Below are 15,331 nucleotides of genomic sequence, written 5' to 3' on the forward strand. Positions count from 1 at the left end.
CCCCCCCCCCCCCCCCCCCCCCCCCCCCCCCCCCCCCCCCCCCCCCCTCGGACCCAGCTTATCGCGACCTAATGCCCACGTGCCCACCAACACGTAGGAGAACGCCATGAAGCTGGATGACATACCTACAAAGGAACTGCTGGCCCTGCATAACCGGATCGCCGACAAATCGGCCGGACCCAAGACCTTCGCGACGCGTGCGAAGCTCGCGGCGCGGATCAGGCAGGTAGCAACAGACAAGAACATCGACCTGAGCTCGTTCGGGCAGCAAAGGCCGCCCGAGGCGACCGCGACGCTCACAGGGCCGGAGGCTGAGGCCACCGAAGCGCCGGAAGCGACCAATAAGATGCCGCGCGGCCTAGGAGTGGGTGATCTCGCCCGTGCAATCCTGATGGACCCCGTGGGCTATCCACACGCGTTGGTGGCCGACATGGTCAACGCGCAGATCGACGGCGCGGCAGCGACGGCAAAGTCGGTTAGGTGGTATGCCAACGACATGCGCAAGAAGGGCGTCGAGGTGCCGCCCCGCCGGAAGCACTACCCCGCCGACATGGACGAGGAGCAGTCGGCCGAGGCGCTGCGCACCGTGCGGGTGGTCGAGTCCGCGCCGTCCGACGGCTGACGCCGTTCTCCCGCCGTGTACGAGAAAGGGCCACCTTCGCGGTGGCCTTTTCTTTTCATGCGCTTGTGCGCGATCGCGTCCCGACTGCGGATCAGGTGGCCAGCCTCAGTGGCCAAGTTCCGGGCTCGTGCACAAGACCGAGCGCGTCGAGGATGTATTTCGATGCGCGCTCCTGGTGCTCACGTAGGTGGTCGATCGATGGGTGCAGGTAGCCCATCGTGACGCCGCCGCTCGACGCGCTGTGGTTCAGCAGGAACCGCAGCTCCAGTAGCGGCACGCCGGCCTGCAATGCGAGCGACGCGTATGCGTGCCGCAGCGCGTGGCCGGTGAGGTCGCCGAGTTCGTGCTGCTGGACCTCTGCCACCCGGCCCGACGCCGAGTCTGCCGGGAACAGGTAGGGCGTCCTGCGCTTTACGCCGTCGGCGTTCGCCTCGCGGTGGGTGAGCAGGTCGGCGAGCACCGACGACAGCGGCAGGTTGAACTTCTTGGACGAGCCGCCCTTGGGGTTCGGGACGTGAAGGCGCCCGTCGCCGAGTTCCGCGCGCCTCGCCTCGCACGAGGCCGTCCGGCGCATGCCCGACAGCAGCATAAATAGTTGGAGGTCGCGGCGCACCGGGTTGCCCAGAGACAGCACCGCTTTGCCCCAGGCCTTGAGCTTGTCGGGGCTGGCGTCCACCTCGCGACGGCGCATGCCGTTCATGTCCACGTTGCCGACCGGGTTCGGCGGCAGGTCGGGGAACTGTCGCAGGGCGCGGTTGTAGACCGAGCGCAGCACCCGCATGACGTTGTCGCCTGACGTGGCTCCATTCCTTTCGGTGATCCTGCGGTGGCGCTCGCGCACGCCCTGACGATCCGACCCAATCTCGGTCAGGGGGCGGCTGAGCCAGTCCTTGAGGTAGTAGGTGACGTGGTACTCGTAGCCGCTTCGTGTCTTGTCGGCGAGGCGGCGCGAGTTGAGGTGCAGGTCAAGCGCGTCGCGCAGGGTGATGCCGCGCGCCCGAGCCTTACGGCGCTCCTCGTTCGGGTTGGTGCCACCCCGCATGCCGACCAGCGTCTGCCTCGCGAGATCGCGGGCCTGCTTGGCGTCCATCGCCGGGTGGTCGCCAAGCTTCGTCCGGACCTGCCGGCCGTTGACGAGCGACTGGACGTAGAAGCTGCGCTTATTGGCGGTCACGATGAGGTAGAACCCCCTCATCTCGGTGTCCGCGTGCAGGATGCTCTTGCCGCGTTCGGACGCGGGTGTGCGCTCGACGAGCGCCTGGGTGATCTTCGACTTCATGCTGGCTCCGGGTGACGGGGCCACGGCTCGGACACGGTTTCGCACCACAAGGTGCCGTGTTCAGACGCGCCGTTTTTGCCCCTGAAGCCTCATTAAGTCGCGGTTTTTCCTCGGTGTAAGCCGCCCCGGACCATCCGATTTCAAATCATGGCACGGCTCAGGCGCACCGACTTGTAAGCGGTAGGTCCCCAGTTCGAATCCGGGTGCCGGCACCACGAAGGCCTTTCCGCTGTATCCCGGAAAGGCCCGCCCGCTGCCGGGCTTGGCGATCAGCTTCCCCAGAATGCGTCTTCCTGAACTTGATCGGCCGAGAACAACCGGACTTCGACGATCTTGCCGTCTTCGATGCGCAGCAGATCCACGCCGGCCTGCTTGAGCGTCACGCCATTGGCCTGGCCGGAAAATTCCAGCGTGATGGCCACCCAGTCGCCACTGGCCATGTAGTCATCGGCACGGCTGATGGCGAAGGTGCCGTTGGAGACCTCCATCATCTTGCCCAGCATCGGCCCGACGACTGCCATGCCGCGGTGGGTGCCGGAGAACTGATGGTTGCCGGGCTGGTGCCAGATCACGTCGGGCGAAATGAGGCTGCCCAGCGTTGCGTGGTCGCCGGTCTGGACCGAGGTGATGTAGGACTTGGCAGTGTCGATGTTGTTCATGGTGTTTTCCTTGGTTGGTTGAAATGTCAGCGTGTAAGGCCTGCAGGCGCGGGTGCCTGGTTGGCCGATCTTGAGTGGGAGTAAAGCGCGGTGCGGTCAGCGGTCATAGGTCAGGACATCAGGCTTTGCTGGGCGCCGGGATGTAACGTGATCGACCAATTGACGTGCACGACGCGCCAGCGTCCTTCGATGTAGCGGAAGACCTGTGTCGAATTCCAGGGAGTACCCGGCTTCTCACCGCCCTGGCCGTCGCCGAGGATGTTCTGCAGGTTGTAGTGCAACACAGCCATGTCGCGGTTATCGCTGACCATTACCACCGGCTGGATGTAGTCGTTGCGCAGGATCTTGAGCTTGCCCTCGAACACTTTGCGAAAGTAGGCCTCCACCGCCGCATGACCGTCCAGACGCAGCGCGGTCAAGGGATCGAAATACGACACGTCATCACTGTAGACCTCCAGTGCGCCATCGACGTCGCCCTTGTTCCAGCGTTCGTTGATGCCGTTGTCCACGGCCAGAATGGCCTGCGTGATCTGTTCGATATCGGCTTGCATCGTCTGTCTTCTCAGGAAAGTGGGGGGGCGTGCTGTGGGAGTGATTATTGGACTTGATTCGCCGACGCGAGCGGTCCAAAGTGGACGGCTAATGATCATTTCCGGACATCTTTCAACTGGTGCGGGCCGATGACCAGTCCCGGGCGCACCCGTTCTGCGAAGGCGCAGGCGAGGTCGCAGATCCTGCCGTTGGCCTATCACCCGCAGGGCCCCTATGGTCTCGACCTGGAAGTCTTCACGGTTGCCGATCTGCGAACCCGTGCAACCCCGGAAGAAGTGCAGGCGACGCACCGTTACGGCTTCCACACCTTGTTGTGCGTGACCCAGGGCGTGTGCACCCAGCTGATCGACTTCAAGGCGATCGCCTGCGAGCCAGGTTCGCTAGTGATCGTGCGGCCCGGCCAGGCGCACAGCTATGGCATCAAGGACGACTGGGATGGTTGGAACGTGATTTTCCGCCAGGAGTTCGTGCTGCCGGCAGCAACAACGCCGGGCGATCTGAAGCTCGCCTTCGATCTGGGCAAACTGCCGGATCACGTGCACCTCGGTCGCGATGACTTGAAGCGGCTGACCGATGTGATCGTGCAGATGCGCCAGGACACGCAGATGGAGGCGCCGCAAGAAGACGTGCACGCCCTGTTGCGTCATCAGCTGCATGCGTTGCTGACGCGGCTCAGCATTCTGCATGGCCGTACCCACGTGCGCGATGTTGCGGTGTCTGCGGCGCTGCGCCGCTTCCACCGGTTCCAGCAGCTTGTCGAAGACTATTTTGCCCAGTGGCATCAGGTTGCCGACTACGCCGATCGACTTGGGTGCACAGAAAAAAGCCTGGCGCGCGCAGTGCAAGCGGCGATGGGCACCACCGCAAAGACCTTCATTGCCGCACGGATCAATCTGGAAGCCAAGCGCCTGCTGGTGCACACATCCCTGCCGGTTGCCGCAATCGCCGAGGAACTGGGCTTCGACGAAGCGACCAACTTCAACAAGTTTTTCAGGCGGGAAGTGAGTTGTACGCCGTCGGAATTTCGGCGGCGGTATCGGGTTGCCGAGCGATAGCGACCGCCTGCATGCGACTGCGCAAAGAGCGGTGGCCCGCCGCCATCTCCGCCATCGGGACGTGATGGCGCGACGCGTCTGATGCGGTAGCGGCTTCATCGGGACACCTCGCTGGCCGTGCCCTCAGCGCAACCGCGCTCCTCGGCAAGCGGGCCGAGCTCCCGTATGCGGGTAAGTCGCGCGTAGCTCGCAGCTCGAAAATCGGCATCGCGCAGCGGTGTTGCTGGCTGCGCGGCAGGACGCTTGGCAGGTCAGGCCGGGCGACCAGCCGAGAGCAGTTCCAGCACGGCCTTGCCGGCGTCGGACTGTGCGGCGGCGTCGCTCAAGCGTTCGGCCAGGGCTGCCACGACAATGGCATGGGTGTGCCGCAACACGCTGTCTGCATCGGCGCTGGCGTCCACGACGTGTTTACCCGGCAATTGCAGCGCGGCGAAGATGGCACGGCAGCGTTCCAGGTTGTCCTGGGTTTCGAAGTGGTTGGGTGCGTCGCCGCGGGCGCGGATGCGGGCCAGACCGGTGGGTGGCGGCAGATCGAGCAGCAGCAGCACGTCCGGGCGCGGTGCGAAGGCATTGCGTTCCAGCAGATCGTCCAGCGGCAGGCCGGCCGCGCCCTGGTAGGCGACCATCGACGGAAAGTAGCGGTCCAGGATCACGATGTCGCCGCGCGCCAATGCGGGGGCGATGAGGGTGTCCACATGTTCGTGGCGGTCGCGGATCAGCAGCTCGGCTTCTTCGTCCGCGCTCAGGCGGCCGGTGGCGGCGGACTGACGCAGCTGGGTGCCCCAGGGGCCATTGGTCGGCTCCTTGCTCAGCACGACGCGGGCGCCGGCCGCTTCCAGTGCGTTGGCCAGGCTGCGGGCGAGGGTGGTCTTGCCGGCGCCGTCGATACCTTCGATCGCGATCAGCAAGCCACCGGGCTTCAGTTCGATTGTCATCGCGCTACTTTATCCGATCGTGGCAATGGATCCGTCGCTGGCGATCTTGCAGGGCGTGCGCCCTGCATTGCTGCGGGGCGCTGGATCACGCAATGGCATGGCGTGATCGCAGGCGACGACCTTCATCCCAGACGACCTTCATCCCACATGAGCAGGTTGCGCAGGACGGCGACGATGGCGGCGCCGCGCTGGCACGTCATCGCGCAACGCTTGCTGGGCAAGTTGGGCAGTGCATGCGCGTCCTGCCATCTGCCATCCGCCATCCGCCATCCGCCATGCACAAGCACCAAGCACAAGCACAAGCACCAAGCACCAAGCACCAAGCATTCGAACACAACCAGCCGTCGAATAGATCGATGGTGCATCTGGTGCCGAGTGGACGTATCGGCGAGGGTCTGGACAGCTCTCCCGCGCGCCGCCAAGCGCGGCAATCGCTGCAAGACGTCAGTCTTTGGCTGTGTGCAGCGGCGATCACTGCATCTTCGCCAACAGTGCGGTTCACGCGTAATACCGCGGGTTGTTCACAGATTCCCCGGTCGCCGCGTTACCCGGCGCTGCCGCTATTGCCGATTCAGTATCACGGGTATGTCTTGCGTGATGTCAGGAATGTCCTGATGTCACCGCTTCTGTCCGCTGGGCATACTGAATAAGTCAGACACAGCGCTCATTTGTAGTACGACTGAGTCGCGTTTCTGGCTTCAAGGAAGAAGGACGCGTCGCCGCCACCCTAGAGGCGGCATCCCCCGCGTGACGCCCTTTTAGGCCCGTCGTGACCGGATTCCTTGTTTATTTTTTTGGCGTTTTGCCCGCCGCCGTAGACGTACCGCGCCCGGGCGATCAGCTTGCCGAGGTATAGCGATAAGACAGCAGCGATTTCACCAAAAAGGTGATCTGGGTGGCCGAGCGCGCATCCACGCGCATGACCGGAATGCGGAAGCCTTCGGCCACCAGCGCATCGCGGAATGGCGGCAGCAGAAAGTCTTCGACCTCGTCGGTCATGGTGATGCCCACGGCCAGGCTGGCGTCCGGTGCGATCTGCGAAAACTCACGCAGCAACGCCAGGGTCGCCTCCAGCATCTGCGGGTCGCGCGCATTGCTCAGCACGATCACGCCCAGCGCGCCGTCGCAGACCAGCGGCCACATGAAATCCAGATATTTCTGGCCGGGCACGCCGTAGACGTGCAGCAATTCGCCGTCTTCCAGCTCGATGGAGCTGTAGTCCAGCGCGACCGTGGTGTAGGTCTTGTCGCCGTAGGCATCCTGGCTGAGCGGCATTTCGGTGCTGACCGGCTCCACGTCGGAGATGGCGCGCACCGCGGTGGTCTTGCCGGCGCCCATGCCGCCAACGAACACCAGTTTGTTGGCTGGAAGACTCATGACTGCGCCTGAGAAAGAGAGAGGCCAAACCGACGTGCGACCCAGGAGAAGAACCGGGAATTACTGCTGTCCGGGCGACGCGGCGTTGAAGGCACGGGGATCTCCGCAGTCTGGGCAAGGCCGCTGGCAAGTGCGGCGGCGAACAGGCATTCCACCGTCTGCAGCGGTAGCTTGCAAGCATTGGCCAGCGCCTGCGGGCGCCAGGGGCGCGCATGCAGGTGGGCAATGGCGAGCAGCTGCGCAGGCGAACTGGTGTCGGCGCTCAGCTCCGGCCACTGCCGCAGCTGCAACGCACGGCTGGCTTCCACCGCCGGCAGCGCGGGGCGCAGGTGCTCGGGCAGGGCGAAATACAGCGCTTCGAAGGAAAGGCGCTGCGTCAGAGCGGCATCGGCATCGCCGGTCACGCGCTGCCAGCCGGGGCGATCCAATGCGGCAACGAGCTCGGACAGCGACACGCCGGCCGGCAGGAGCAGGCAGCGACTGGAGGGGTCCACGCGCACCAGCAGGTGCGCAGTGCGCAGCAGCACCGGGCTTGCGCCGAATTCGCCGCGGCAATGGCGCAGCAGCAGCGCCGGTTCGGCCACCTGGGCGGTATGTGGCGAAGACAACAGCAGACGCATCTGCTCGTTGAGTTCGCGCACTGTGGCGCCGTGCTTGAGCCAGGCGCCAGCGACAGGCGTGCGCGAGACAACCAAGACGCGCACCGGCTGGCCTTGCAATGCCTGCCATGCGGCCAGGCCGTCGGCCGTTTCCAGGCCCAGCACCACCACGTCGGCCGCATGCTGCGGCCATTCGCCCAACTGCACGTCGATACGCTCGGCGAGCAGCAGCGAGCACGCCAGTTTCAGGCGCGTGGTGTGCAGCAGATCCAGGCCGGCCGTGGCGACCCGCATGGCGTGAATGGGTGTGGTCATGAGAGGGCGCAGGCGTGGCGCAAAGGTCGTGGCGCAGAAGAACGACAACACCTGCCGGTACGCACCGGCAGGCAGGGTCGGCGACGCGGGTGCGCCGCCGGACAGGCATCAACTGAAATCCAGGGTCTTTTCGAACGCCTTGAGCTCGTGGCGGGCCATGGCCAGGTTGGCCTTGGCGCGGTCCAGCACGACATACAGAAACAGCGTGCCGTTGCTTTCGAGCGGACGCAGCAGGTGGTACTGGCGCGACAGCGTGATCAGGATGTCTTCGATGGTGTCTTGCAGGCCGAGCTGCTCGGCGATACGGCGCTTGGCACGCACTACTTCGGTATTGCCGGCCGCGGCCAGTTCCAGGTTGAGCTCGGTGCCGCCGGTCATGCCCAGGGCCATGCCGCTATCGCTGTCGACCAGCGCGGCGCCGACGAAACCGGCGAGCGAATGCAATTGTTCCAGATTGAGTTTTGACATCGGTGGTCCCCTTCCAAACGGTGAGAAAAATCGGTGAGCTCATGCCAAGCACGAACAGTGCCAACGGCATCAGCCGGCCGCTTGCGCCAGGGCTGTGGCCAGGCGCCCGGCGCAGTCGCGCGCATTGAACAGCAGCGCGGCGGCATTGATATCGGAGCCGCCCACGGCGGTCAGCGTCAGCGGCTTGTCGGCGCGGATGCGGATCAGCACCAGTTGCCCGCCACGCGTGCTGATGGTCGCGTAGTCGGCCTCGCTCAGGCTCGACTCGCGGGCCAGCGTCTCGCCCAGGGTCAGGAACGAATTGGCCATCGCGGCTAAGCGACGTCCGTCCACATCCAGGCTGGATTGTTCGGTAATGGCGCGGCCATCGGCGGTGGACAGCATCAACAGCCGAATCCCCGGCTCGCGTTCGATGGTCTGTGCGAATTCGCGCCCGATCCGGTGCAGGTCGTACTGATGCGACGCCCGCGCGACTTCGCCCACGGCAGCCTTGACGACCTGGTTGACGGCGTTATGCGGCATGAAACTCCCCTGTTGCTGATGGCCCGAGCGCGTACGTGATGCGTGTCCTGCGCTGGCCGGCGCACCATACCACCGAGGTATTAGTGCGCAGTCACACCAGCCTCAGGCGCTTAACTGGGCGGTCAGACAAGCAGAATCTGCAAAGTCCAGCGGGCCACAAAGTGTCGTGGCACGTCACTGTAGCGGCGCGACAAGGCAGATCTAAACCCGTTCGTTTTGCCCGCAGACAGATGCAAACGGCATGCCGTGCTGCGCTGCCGCGCGTCACTGCGAGGGCGCGCCACTAGACTGCACGGCTTTATCGATGCTGGAGCAATACATGGCAACGCAGTACGTGCCGGTTTCCCTGATTGGCGTTCCCACCGATATCGGTGCCGGCCACCGCGGCGCACGGATGGGGCCGGAGGCGCTGCGCATCGCCGGGTTGCAGGAGGCCCTGGTCGGCCGTGGCGTGGAGGTGCGCGATCTGGGCAATCTGGATGGCCCGCGCAATCCCTGGCAGCTGCCGCAGGCCGGTTACCGGCATCTGGACGAAGTCGTCGCCTGGAACCAGGCGCTGATGGACGCCAGCTACGCCGAGCTGCAGGCCGGACGCATGCCGATCATGCTGGGCGGCGACCACTGCCTGGGCATCGGTTCAATCACTGCAGTGGCCAGGTATTGCCGTGAACAGGGGCGCCCGCTGCGGGTGCTATGGCTGGATGCGCATTCGGATTTCAACACCAGCGAGGTAACCCCGTCGGGCAACGTGCATGGCATGCCGGTGGCCTGCCTGTGCGGGCTAGGCCCGCAGGCGCTGACGCATCTGGGCGGCAGCGCGCCGGCGCTGCTCCCCGAGCAGGTACGGCAGATCGGCATCCGCTCGGTGGACCCGGAGGAGAAGCGCCTGATCAAGCAGCACCGCATCGACGTCTACGACATGCGTTACATCGACGAAGCCGGGATGAAGCGCACCATGGAAGCCGCGCTGCAGGGCATGAGCGCCGACACCCACCTGCATGTGAGCTTCGATGTGGACTTCCTCGACCCCAGCATCGCGCCGGGCGTGGGCACCACGGTGCCGGGTGGCCCCAACTACCGTGAGGCGCAGCTGGTAATGGAGATGATTGCCGACACCGGGCGCATGGGCTCGCTGGATATCGTCGAGCTCAATCCGGTGCTGGACAACCGCAATGCCACCGCCGAGCTGGCGGTGGATCTGGTCGAAAGCCTGTTCGGCAAGTCGACGCTGATGCGAGATTGATCCAGCGCTGAACGAGGCTGGCCCTCGTTCACATCAAATCCACGTCCGCGCAGTCAGATTTGGCGCCAAGCGAGGTGCGTTGGCACCGGGCGCAGACCGAGGAAGAGCAATGAAGCGACTGCTGACACTGATGGTGCTGGGCCTGTTCTCGGCCGGCGTGATGACTGGCTGCAACACCATGGCCGGCGCCGGCAAAGATATGCAGGGCGCGGGCGGCAAGGTCGAAAAGACCGCCGAGAAATGCAGCGACGGTAAGTGCTGATCCGTCACCGCTGGGTGGCGTTTGTTTGATTTGATTGATCTGCGGCAACGCGCCGCTTTACCCACGAAGGAGTCTGTTATGAAGCGTGCAATTGTGCTGCTGGTGCTGTCGATGTTCTCGGTCGCGATGTTGTCGGGTTGCAACACCGTCGCAGGTGCCGGTAAGGACGTGCAGGGCGCTGGCGAGAAAGTGGAAGACGCAGCGCGTAAGTAATCTGACGCCGCATGCAATAAAAAACGGGCCGCAAGGCCCGTTTTTTGTGCCGAATTGACTGCGCTTCAGCGCACGTGGATCGTGCCGCTACATTGCTGCGCGCGCATGCGCAGCTACACGTCAGCGCATTTGGTCGCCCGTTCAGTGCCGTGATTGCCGGGTTGACACCTCTTGATGCGCAACAAACGCATCGCTCGGCAACCTGCCAGAACGGTCAATCGCGGCCGCATCAAGCGGAGTCAACGCAATGAACACTGACATCATTTCTGGCAAGTGGACCCAGCTCAAAGGCAAGATGCAGGCCAAGTGGGGTGATCTGACCGACGACGATTTCAAGGTTGCCGAAGGTAATGCCGAATACCTGCAGGGCAAGCTGCAGGAACGCTATGGCTGGGATCGCGACCGCGCCCAGACCGAAGTTCGCGCGTTCGAAAAGTCCGTGCGCGACGACACCTGATCTGCACACCGCGTCGCCCCCGCGATGGTGGGCGACGCTGCATTCTCTCGGGCCGCCCTGTGCGGCCCGTTCTGCGTCTGGCAAGCGCGCAGCCGGGGATGAAGCGATGAGCAGCACGCGGAACCGTTAAACTTGCGCGCTGACTCCCTGGCATTACGCAGATGACCACTCGCGTTCTCACCGGCATCACCACCTCCGGCACCCCGCACCTTGGCAACTACGTCGGCGCGATCCGCCCGGCCATCCAGGCCAGCGCCGGCGACGATGCGGAGAGCTTCTATTTCCTGGCCGACCTGCACAGTCTGATCAAGGCGCAGGACCCGGCGCGCACGCAGCGCTCCACGCTGGAAATCGCCGCCAGCTGGCTGGCCTGCGGCCTGGATCCGGACAAGGTCTGGTTCTACCGCCAATCGGATGTGCCCGAGACCACCGAGTTGATGTGGTTGCTCACCTGTGTCGCCGGCAAGGGCATCCTCAATCGCGCGCATGCCTACAAGGCGGCGGTGGACAAGAATCGCGCCGACGGTGAGGACGACGATGCCGGCGTGAGCGCCGGATTGTTCATGTACCCGGTGCTGATGGCGGCGGACATTTTGATCTTCAACGCGCACAAGGTGCCGGTGGGGCGCGATCAGATCCAGCACATCGAAATGGCGCGCGATTTTGCGCAGCGCTTCAATCATGTGTATGGACGCGACTTTTTTACCTTGCCCGATGCAGTGATCGACGAGCAGGTGTCCACCTTGCCGGGCCTGGACGGCCGCAAGATGAGCAAGAGCTACGGCAATACGATTCCGTTGTTCGCCCCGCGCGAGGAACTGCGCAAGCTGGTGTTTTCGATCCTGACCGACTCGCGCGCGCCGGGCGAAGCCAAGGACACGCAGGGATCGGCGTTGTTTCAGCTGTATCAGGCGTTTGCCACGCCGCAGGAAACGGCCGCCTTTGCGCAGGCATTTGCCGACGGCATCGGCTGGGGCGACGCCAAGCAGCAGTTGTTCGAGCGGATCGATCAGGAGATCGCACCGCTGCGCACGCGTTACGAGACGCTGATGGCCGATCCGGCAAAGATCGAAGCGATTCTGCGCGCCGGCGGTGCACGCCTGCGTGCGCGCTACGCCACGCCACTGCTGGCCGAGCTGCGCACTGCGGTGGGTCTGCGCGATCTATCCGATCAGGCGGGTCCTGCGGCCGCGCAGGCGGGCGAAAAAATCGCCTTGCCGGTGTTCAAGCAGTACCGCGAGAACGATGGCCAGTTCTATTTCAAGCTAACCGATAGTGCCGGTGCACTGCTGCTGCAGAGCGACGGCTTTGCCTCGCCGCGCGATGCAGGCCAGTTGATCGCACGGCTGAAACAGGCCGAGCAGGCCAGCGATCTGCAGCTGCCGGGCGTGCATGCACAGGTCCAAGCCGATACGATCCTTGCGGCGATGCGGGTGCTGCGCGACGCGTGATCGATGCGGGTGCGCAAGCTGCGGCAACCGCCTTGCGCGCGTGGGGGATTGCATCGCATGTGCAAGGCCGAGATTCAACAAGATGCTTGCGTAGTGCTTGAAGCCATCGTGCTAATGCATCGTTGCCTGAAACCACCGGCACACCGCGCACGCACTGCCTGCGCCTACACTGCGGCAGTCTTCTTTTAAAGCAGCTAGCGAGACGTAGCGAGCGGTTGTCAGGTGGGTGTGGACGCCGCGCAGTGATCGGAGCGTACGCGTGGTACATGCCGCACCGAACAACGGCCGCACAGTCGTCTTGTCAGTTGCTCTTATCGCCACGGAATAGGAATGACCGCATTGAACGAACCCAGCATCCACACCATCGATACCGGCTTTGGCGGCGTGCAGTTCGACGCGGCGTATCTGATTGTCGAGGGGCAACGCGGGGCGCTGGTCGATTGCGGGACTTCCCTGTCGGTGCCGCATCTGCTGGCGGCAGTGCAAGCCGCCGGGCTGACGCCTGCGCAGGTGGAGTGGTTGATCCTGACCCATGTGCATCTGGATCACGCCGGCGGTGCCGGTGCCTTGCTGCAGCATCTGCCCAATGCGCGCGTAACTGTGCATCCGCGTGGTGCGCCGCACCTGATCGATCCGGCACGGCTGATTGCCGGTGCTACCGCGGTGTATGGCGAGGCGGAAATGGCACGCAGTTACGGCGAGATCGTGCCGGTGCCGGCCGAGCGCGTGGTGCAAGCGGTCGATGGCCAAGCGGTGCTGCTGGGCGAACGCGCGCTGCGCACGATCGATACACCGGGACACGCGCGCCATCATCTATGCGTGTGGGATGCGCGCAGTCGCAGCTGGTTCACCGGCGACACCTTCGGGCTGTCGTATCGCCAGCTCGATAGCGCGCAGGGCGCTTTCATCCTGCCGACCTCTTCGCCGGTGCAGTTCGAGCCGGAGGCGATGCTGCAGTCGATCGCGCGGCTGATGGAGACCGCGCCGGAGGCGATGTATCTGACCCATTACGGGCGGGTCACTTCGCCGGAGCCATTGGCGCAGGAGCTGATCGAGCAGATCCATGCGATGACCGCCATCGCACTGAGCTGCGCACAGCATACGGATCGCCATCGCTGCATGGTGGCGGGGTTGACCGAACTGTATCTGGAGCGCGCCCGCCTGCACGGCTGCCGCCTGGACGACGCGGCGGTGGCGCAGCTGCTGGCTACCGATATCGAACTCAACGCGCAGGGCCTGGCGTGTTGGCTGGATCGCGCAACGCGGGCCAGTTAGCGCGCTTGGAGCGGCTGACAAAATCTCTAGAACGCTGCATCAATTGCGGCGTGCATGCCGTCAACAATTCGATTAGCTCTCAAGCTGACCTACGCCTTGAGAAAGTAAGTCGGAGGACTGTGCTCACCGCCAAGCGGGCGCGGGCGCGGCCGGTGCTCGGTGCGGCATGTACCACGCGTACACTGCGGTTTCTCCGCGCCGTCCACACCCACCTGACGACTGCTCGCGACGTTTTGTTAGCCGCCCTTAGCCAGGCATGCAGTCCATGCGATTGAATACAGTCTCGTGTCGTTGCGCTCCGGTGTTGGCCGCACGCTTGTAAACTGTGTGTCATCTATCTGTTGCAAGGCCACGCCGTGAACCCGATGCGCATCCTGTTGTTGTCCGCCTGCCTGTTTGTGGGAGGTGTGGCGCAGGCCGCCAACGATCTGCCCGGTGGCGGCATCGATGCGGAGGCGTTGTCGCGGCACGTGCGCTTGCTGGCATCGGATGAATTCGAAGGCCGTGCGCCGGCGAGCGCGGGCGAGCAGCGCACCGTCGATTATCTGGTCGAGCAGTTCAAGGCCGCCGGCGTGCAGCCGGGTGGCGAGCAGGGCGGTTGGACCCAGGCCGTGCCGCTGGTACGCGCGCAGGTGGAGGGCCCGGTCAGCGCCACGCTGCGGGTGGGCGGCAAAACGCAGGCCTTGGTCAACGGCACCGATGTGACCTTGCAGAGCCTGCGGCCGATCGACAAGGTGGCGTTGAAGAATGCGCCGTTGGTGTTCGTCGGTTACGGCATCAGTGCGCCGGAGCGGCAGTGGGACGATTACAAAGGCGTGGACCTGCGCGGCAAGATCGCAGTGGTGCTGATCAACGATGCCGACTTCGACACCGCACAGCCGGGCGCGTTCGATGGCAAGGCGGTCACCTACTACGGCCGCTGGACCTACAAGTACGAAGAAGCCGCGCGCCGCGGCGCCGCCGGTGTGTTGATCGTGCACGAGACCGCGCCGGCCGCGTATGGCTGGGCCACGGTGCAGAGCTCGGGCCTGTCGCCGCTGTTCGATATCGAACGCAGCGATGCCGATGCGCGTGCGCAACACGTGCCGGTGCGTGGCTGGATGCAGCGCAGCTTGGCAGCGTCGTTGTTCACGCAGGCCGGGCTGGATTTCGAACAGGCCAAGCAGCGTGCGCAGCAGCTCGACTTCGCACCGATGGCGCTGGGCGATGCCACGTTGTCGGTGGACTTCAAGCTCAAGCGCGAACGCGTGGTCACGCATAACGTAGTGGCCAAGCTCACCGGCACCCAACATCCGGACGAGACGGTGATTTTCTCCGCGCACTGGGATGCATTCGGCATTGGCAAGGCCGATGCCAGCGGCGATACGGTGCGACGCGGTGCAGTGGACAACGCCACCGGCGTGGCCAGCGTGCTGGAACTGGCGCGCGTGTTCGCCGCCGGCCCCAAGCCGCAGCGCACGCTGTACTTCATTGCATTGACCGCCGAAGAAAAGGGCTTGCTCGGCGCCAACTATTACGCGGCGCATCCGCTGGCGCCGTTGGACAAGACCGTGGCCGTGCTCAACATGGAAATGTTCAGCCCCGACGGCCCGACGCGCGATATCGCCTCGTGGGGCCGCGGCCGCGTGTCGCTGGAAGGCGATCTGGAACAGGCCGCCAAAGCGCGCGATCGCAGCTATTCGCCGGACCCGAATCTGGAAGCGGGCTTCTTTTACCGCGCCGATCATTTTGCCTTCGCGCGCATGGGCGTGCCGGCGATTACCGCAGGCCCGGGACTGGACATGCTCAAAGGCGGCGTCAAGGCGGGCAAGGCATTGCGCGATACATACTTCGCCGACTGCTATCACCAGCCCTGCGACCGCTGGACTCCGCAATGGGATGCCACCGGACATGCCGCCGATACCACGCTGGTCTACGACGTAGGCGTGGCGCTGGCCAATGGCCGGCAGTGGCCGAGTTGGCAGGATGGCTCGGAGTTCAAGGCCATCCGCGCCAAGAGCGATGCCGCGCGCAAGTAAGGCCTGACGGGTCAAACGCCCGCTGCGGT

Annotated in this window: 18 protein-coding genes and 2 other RNA genes; 11 read left to right on the forward strand and 9 right to left on the reverse strand. The window is 64.5% G+C overall.

Translation table 11 applies throughout. The features are described 5' to 3' along the window. The first annotated feature begins 106 nt into the window (after positions 1–106). Positions 107–622, forward strand: a complete 516-nt coding sequence (locus tag RQH86_RS19910) for a hypothetical protein (RefSeq protein WP_311240580.1) — start codon at positions 107–109, stop codon at positions 620–622. Between the two features lie 91 nt (positions 623–713). On the opposite strand, the gene RQH86_RS19915 is transcribed toward RQH86_RS19910, so the two are convergent. The 3 genes from RQH86_RS19915 to RQH86_RS19925 form a co-directional block, all read right to left on the reverse strand. After that, on the reverse strand, positions 714–1,901 hold the full coding sequence (locus RQH86_RS19915; protein WP_311240579.1) for an integrase family protein: 1,188 nt from the start codon (positions 1,899–1,901) through the stop codon (positions 714–716). A 269-nt stretch (positions 1,902–2,170) separates the two neighbouring features. Then, positions 2,171–2,560 carry a nuclear transport factor 2 family protein gene (locus RQH86_RS19920; RefSeq protein ID WP_055847206.1) on the reverse strand — a complete coding sequence of 130 codons (390 nt, stop codon included), beginning with the start codon at positions 2,558–2,560 and terminating at the stop codon, positions 2,171–2,173. Between the two features lie 110 nt (positions 2,561–2,670). After that, entirely contained in the window at positions 2,671–3,111 is a 441-nt protein-coding gene (locus RQH86_RS19925; RefSeq protein WP_115514170.1) for a nuclear transport factor 2 family protein, read from the reverse strand. Positions 3,112–3,240: 129 nt separating this feature from the next. Here RQH86_RS19925 and RQH86_RS19930 point away from each other — a divergent pair, with 129 nt between their 5' ends. Continuing rightward, on the forward strand, positions 3,241–4,167 hold the full coding sequence (locus tag RQH86_RS19930; RefSeq protein WP_311240578.1) for a helix-turn-helix transcriptional regulator: 927 nt from the start codon (positions 3,241–3,243) through the stop codon (positions 4,165–4,167). Positions 4,168–4,418: 251 nt separating this feature from the next. Here the strand turns inward: RQH86_RS19930 and tmk are convergent, their stop codons facing one another. After that, positions 4,419–5,102, reverse strand: coding sequence for a dTMP kinase (tmk, locus tag RQH86_RS19935; RefSeq protein WP_311240577.1), 684 nt, complete (start codon positions 5,100–5,102; stop codon positions 4,419–4,421). 92 nt (positions 5,103–5,194) lie between these two features. Here tmk and RQH86_RS19940 point away from each other — a divergent pair, with 92 nt between their 5' ends. Next, a complete protein-coding gene (locus RQH86_RS19940) occupies positions 5,195–5,752 on the forward strand; it encodes a hypothetical protein (protein WP_311240576.1) in 558 nt (185 codons plus the stop codon). Between the two features lie 187 nt (positions 5,753–5,939). Here RQH86_RS19940 and RQH86_RS19945 read toward each other — a convergent pair whose 3' ends face one another. The 4 genes from RQH86_RS19945 to RQH86_RS19960 all read right to left on the reverse strand — a co-directional run bounded on the left by RQH86_RS19945 (position 5,940) and on the right by RQH86_RS19960 (position 8,383). Continuing rightward, on the reverse strand, positions 5,940–6,479 hold the full coding sequence (locus RQH86_RS19945; protein WP_055847218.1) for a GTPase: 540 nt from the start codon (positions 6,477–6,479) through the stop codon (positions 5,940–5,942). Next, positions 6,476–7,393, reverse strand: a complete 918-nt coding sequence (locus RQH86_RS19950) for a hypothetical protein (protein ID WP_311240575.1) — start codon at positions 7,391–7,393, stop codon at positions 6,476–6,478. The genes RQH86_RS19945 and RQH86_RS19950 overlap by 4 nt, the downstream gene beginning before the upstream one ends. A gap of 108 nt (positions 7,394–7,501) precedes the next feature. Further along, positions 7,502–7,861: a hypothetical protein gene (locus RQH86_RS19955; protein WP_055847222.1), complete on the reverse strand. Its 360-nt coding sequence runs from the start codon at positions 7,859–7,861 to the stop codon at positions 7,502–7,504. Positions 7,862–7,930: 69 nt separating this feature from the next. Continuing rightward, positions 7,931–8,383, reverse strand: a complete 453-nt coding sequence (locus tag RQH86_RS19960; protein ID WP_055847225.1) for a roadblock/LC7 domain-containing protein — start codon at positions 8,381–8,383, stop codon at positions 7,931–7,933. 319 nt (positions 8,384–8,702) lie between these two features. Here RQH86_RS19960 and rocF point away from each other — a divergent pair, with 319 nt between their 5' ends. The 5 genes from rocF (at position 8,703) to RQH86_RS19985 (ending at position 12,009) form a co-directional block, all read left to right on the forward strand. After that, complete coding sequence (gene rocF / locus RQH86_RS19965; protein WP_055850197.1) at positions 8,703–9,626, forward strand: arginase; 924 nt, start codon at positions 8,703–8,705, stop codon at positions 9,624–9,626. A 109-nt stretch (positions 9,627–9,735) separates the two neighbouring features. After that, positions 9,736–9,888 carry an entericidin A/B family lipoprotein gene (locus tag RQH86_RS19970; RefSeq protein ID WP_055847227.1) on the forward strand — a complete coding sequence of 51 codons (153 nt, stop codon included), beginning with the start codon at positions 9,736–9,738 and terminating at the stop codon, positions 9,886–9,888. Positions 9,889–9,966: 78 nt separating this feature from the next. Next, entirely contained in the window at positions 9,967–10,101 is a 135-nt protein-coding gene (locus RQH86_RS19975) for an entericidin A/B family lipoprotein (RefSeq protein ID WP_005989324.1), read from the forward strand. Positions 10,102–10,348: 247 nt separating this feature from the next. Continuing rightward, on the forward strand, positions 10,349–10,558 hold the full coding sequence (locus RQH86_RS19980) for a CsbD family protein (RefSeq protein WP_115514165.1): 210 nt from the start codon (positions 10,349–10,351) through the stop codon (positions 10,556–10,558). A 161-nt stretch (positions 10,559–10,719) separates the two neighbouring features. After that, positions 10,720–12,009 carry a tryptophan--tRNA ligase gene (locus RQH86_RS19985; protein WP_311240574.1) on the forward strand — a complete coding sequence of 430 codons (1,290 nt, stop codon included), beginning with the start codon at positions 10,720–10,722 and terminating at the stop codon, positions 12,007–12,009. A gap of 192 nt (positions 12,010–12,201) precedes the next feature. Here RQH86_RS19985 and RQH86_RS19990 read toward each other — a convergent pair. Beyond that, positions 12,202–12,277: non-coding RNA, sX9 sRNA (locus tag RQH86_RS19990), on the reverse strand. Between the two features lie 62 nt (positions 12,278–12,339). Here RQH86_RS19990 and RQH86_RS19995 point away from each other — a divergent pair. From RQH86_RS19995 to RQH86_RS20005, 3 genes are all read left to right on the forward strand, one after another. Continuing rightward, positions 12,340–13,284 (forward strand): MBL fold metallo-hydrolase, encoded by a 945-nt coding sequence (locus RQH86_RS19995; protein WP_311240573.1) that lies wholly within the window; start codon positions 12,340–12,342, stop codon positions 13,282–13,284. Between the two features lie 166 nt (positions 13,285–13,450). Further along, positions 13,451–13,526, forward strand: a non-coding RNA gene (locus RQH86_RS20000) — sX9 sRNA. Positions 13,527–13,607: 81 nt separating this feature from the next. After that, on the forward strand, positions 13,608–15,302 hold the full coding sequence (locus RQH86_RS20005; protein WP_311240581.1) for a M28 family metallopeptidase: 1,695 nt from the start codon (positions 13,608–13,610) through the stop codon (positions 15,300–15,302). Positions 15,303–15,331 lie beyond the last annotated feature (29 nt).

It is taken from the genome of Xanthomonas sp. WCS2018Noco2-27 (assembly GCF_031843525.1).
Lineage (GTDB): Bacteria > Pseudomonadota > Gammaproteobacteria > Xanthomonadales > Xanthomonadaceae > Xanthomonas.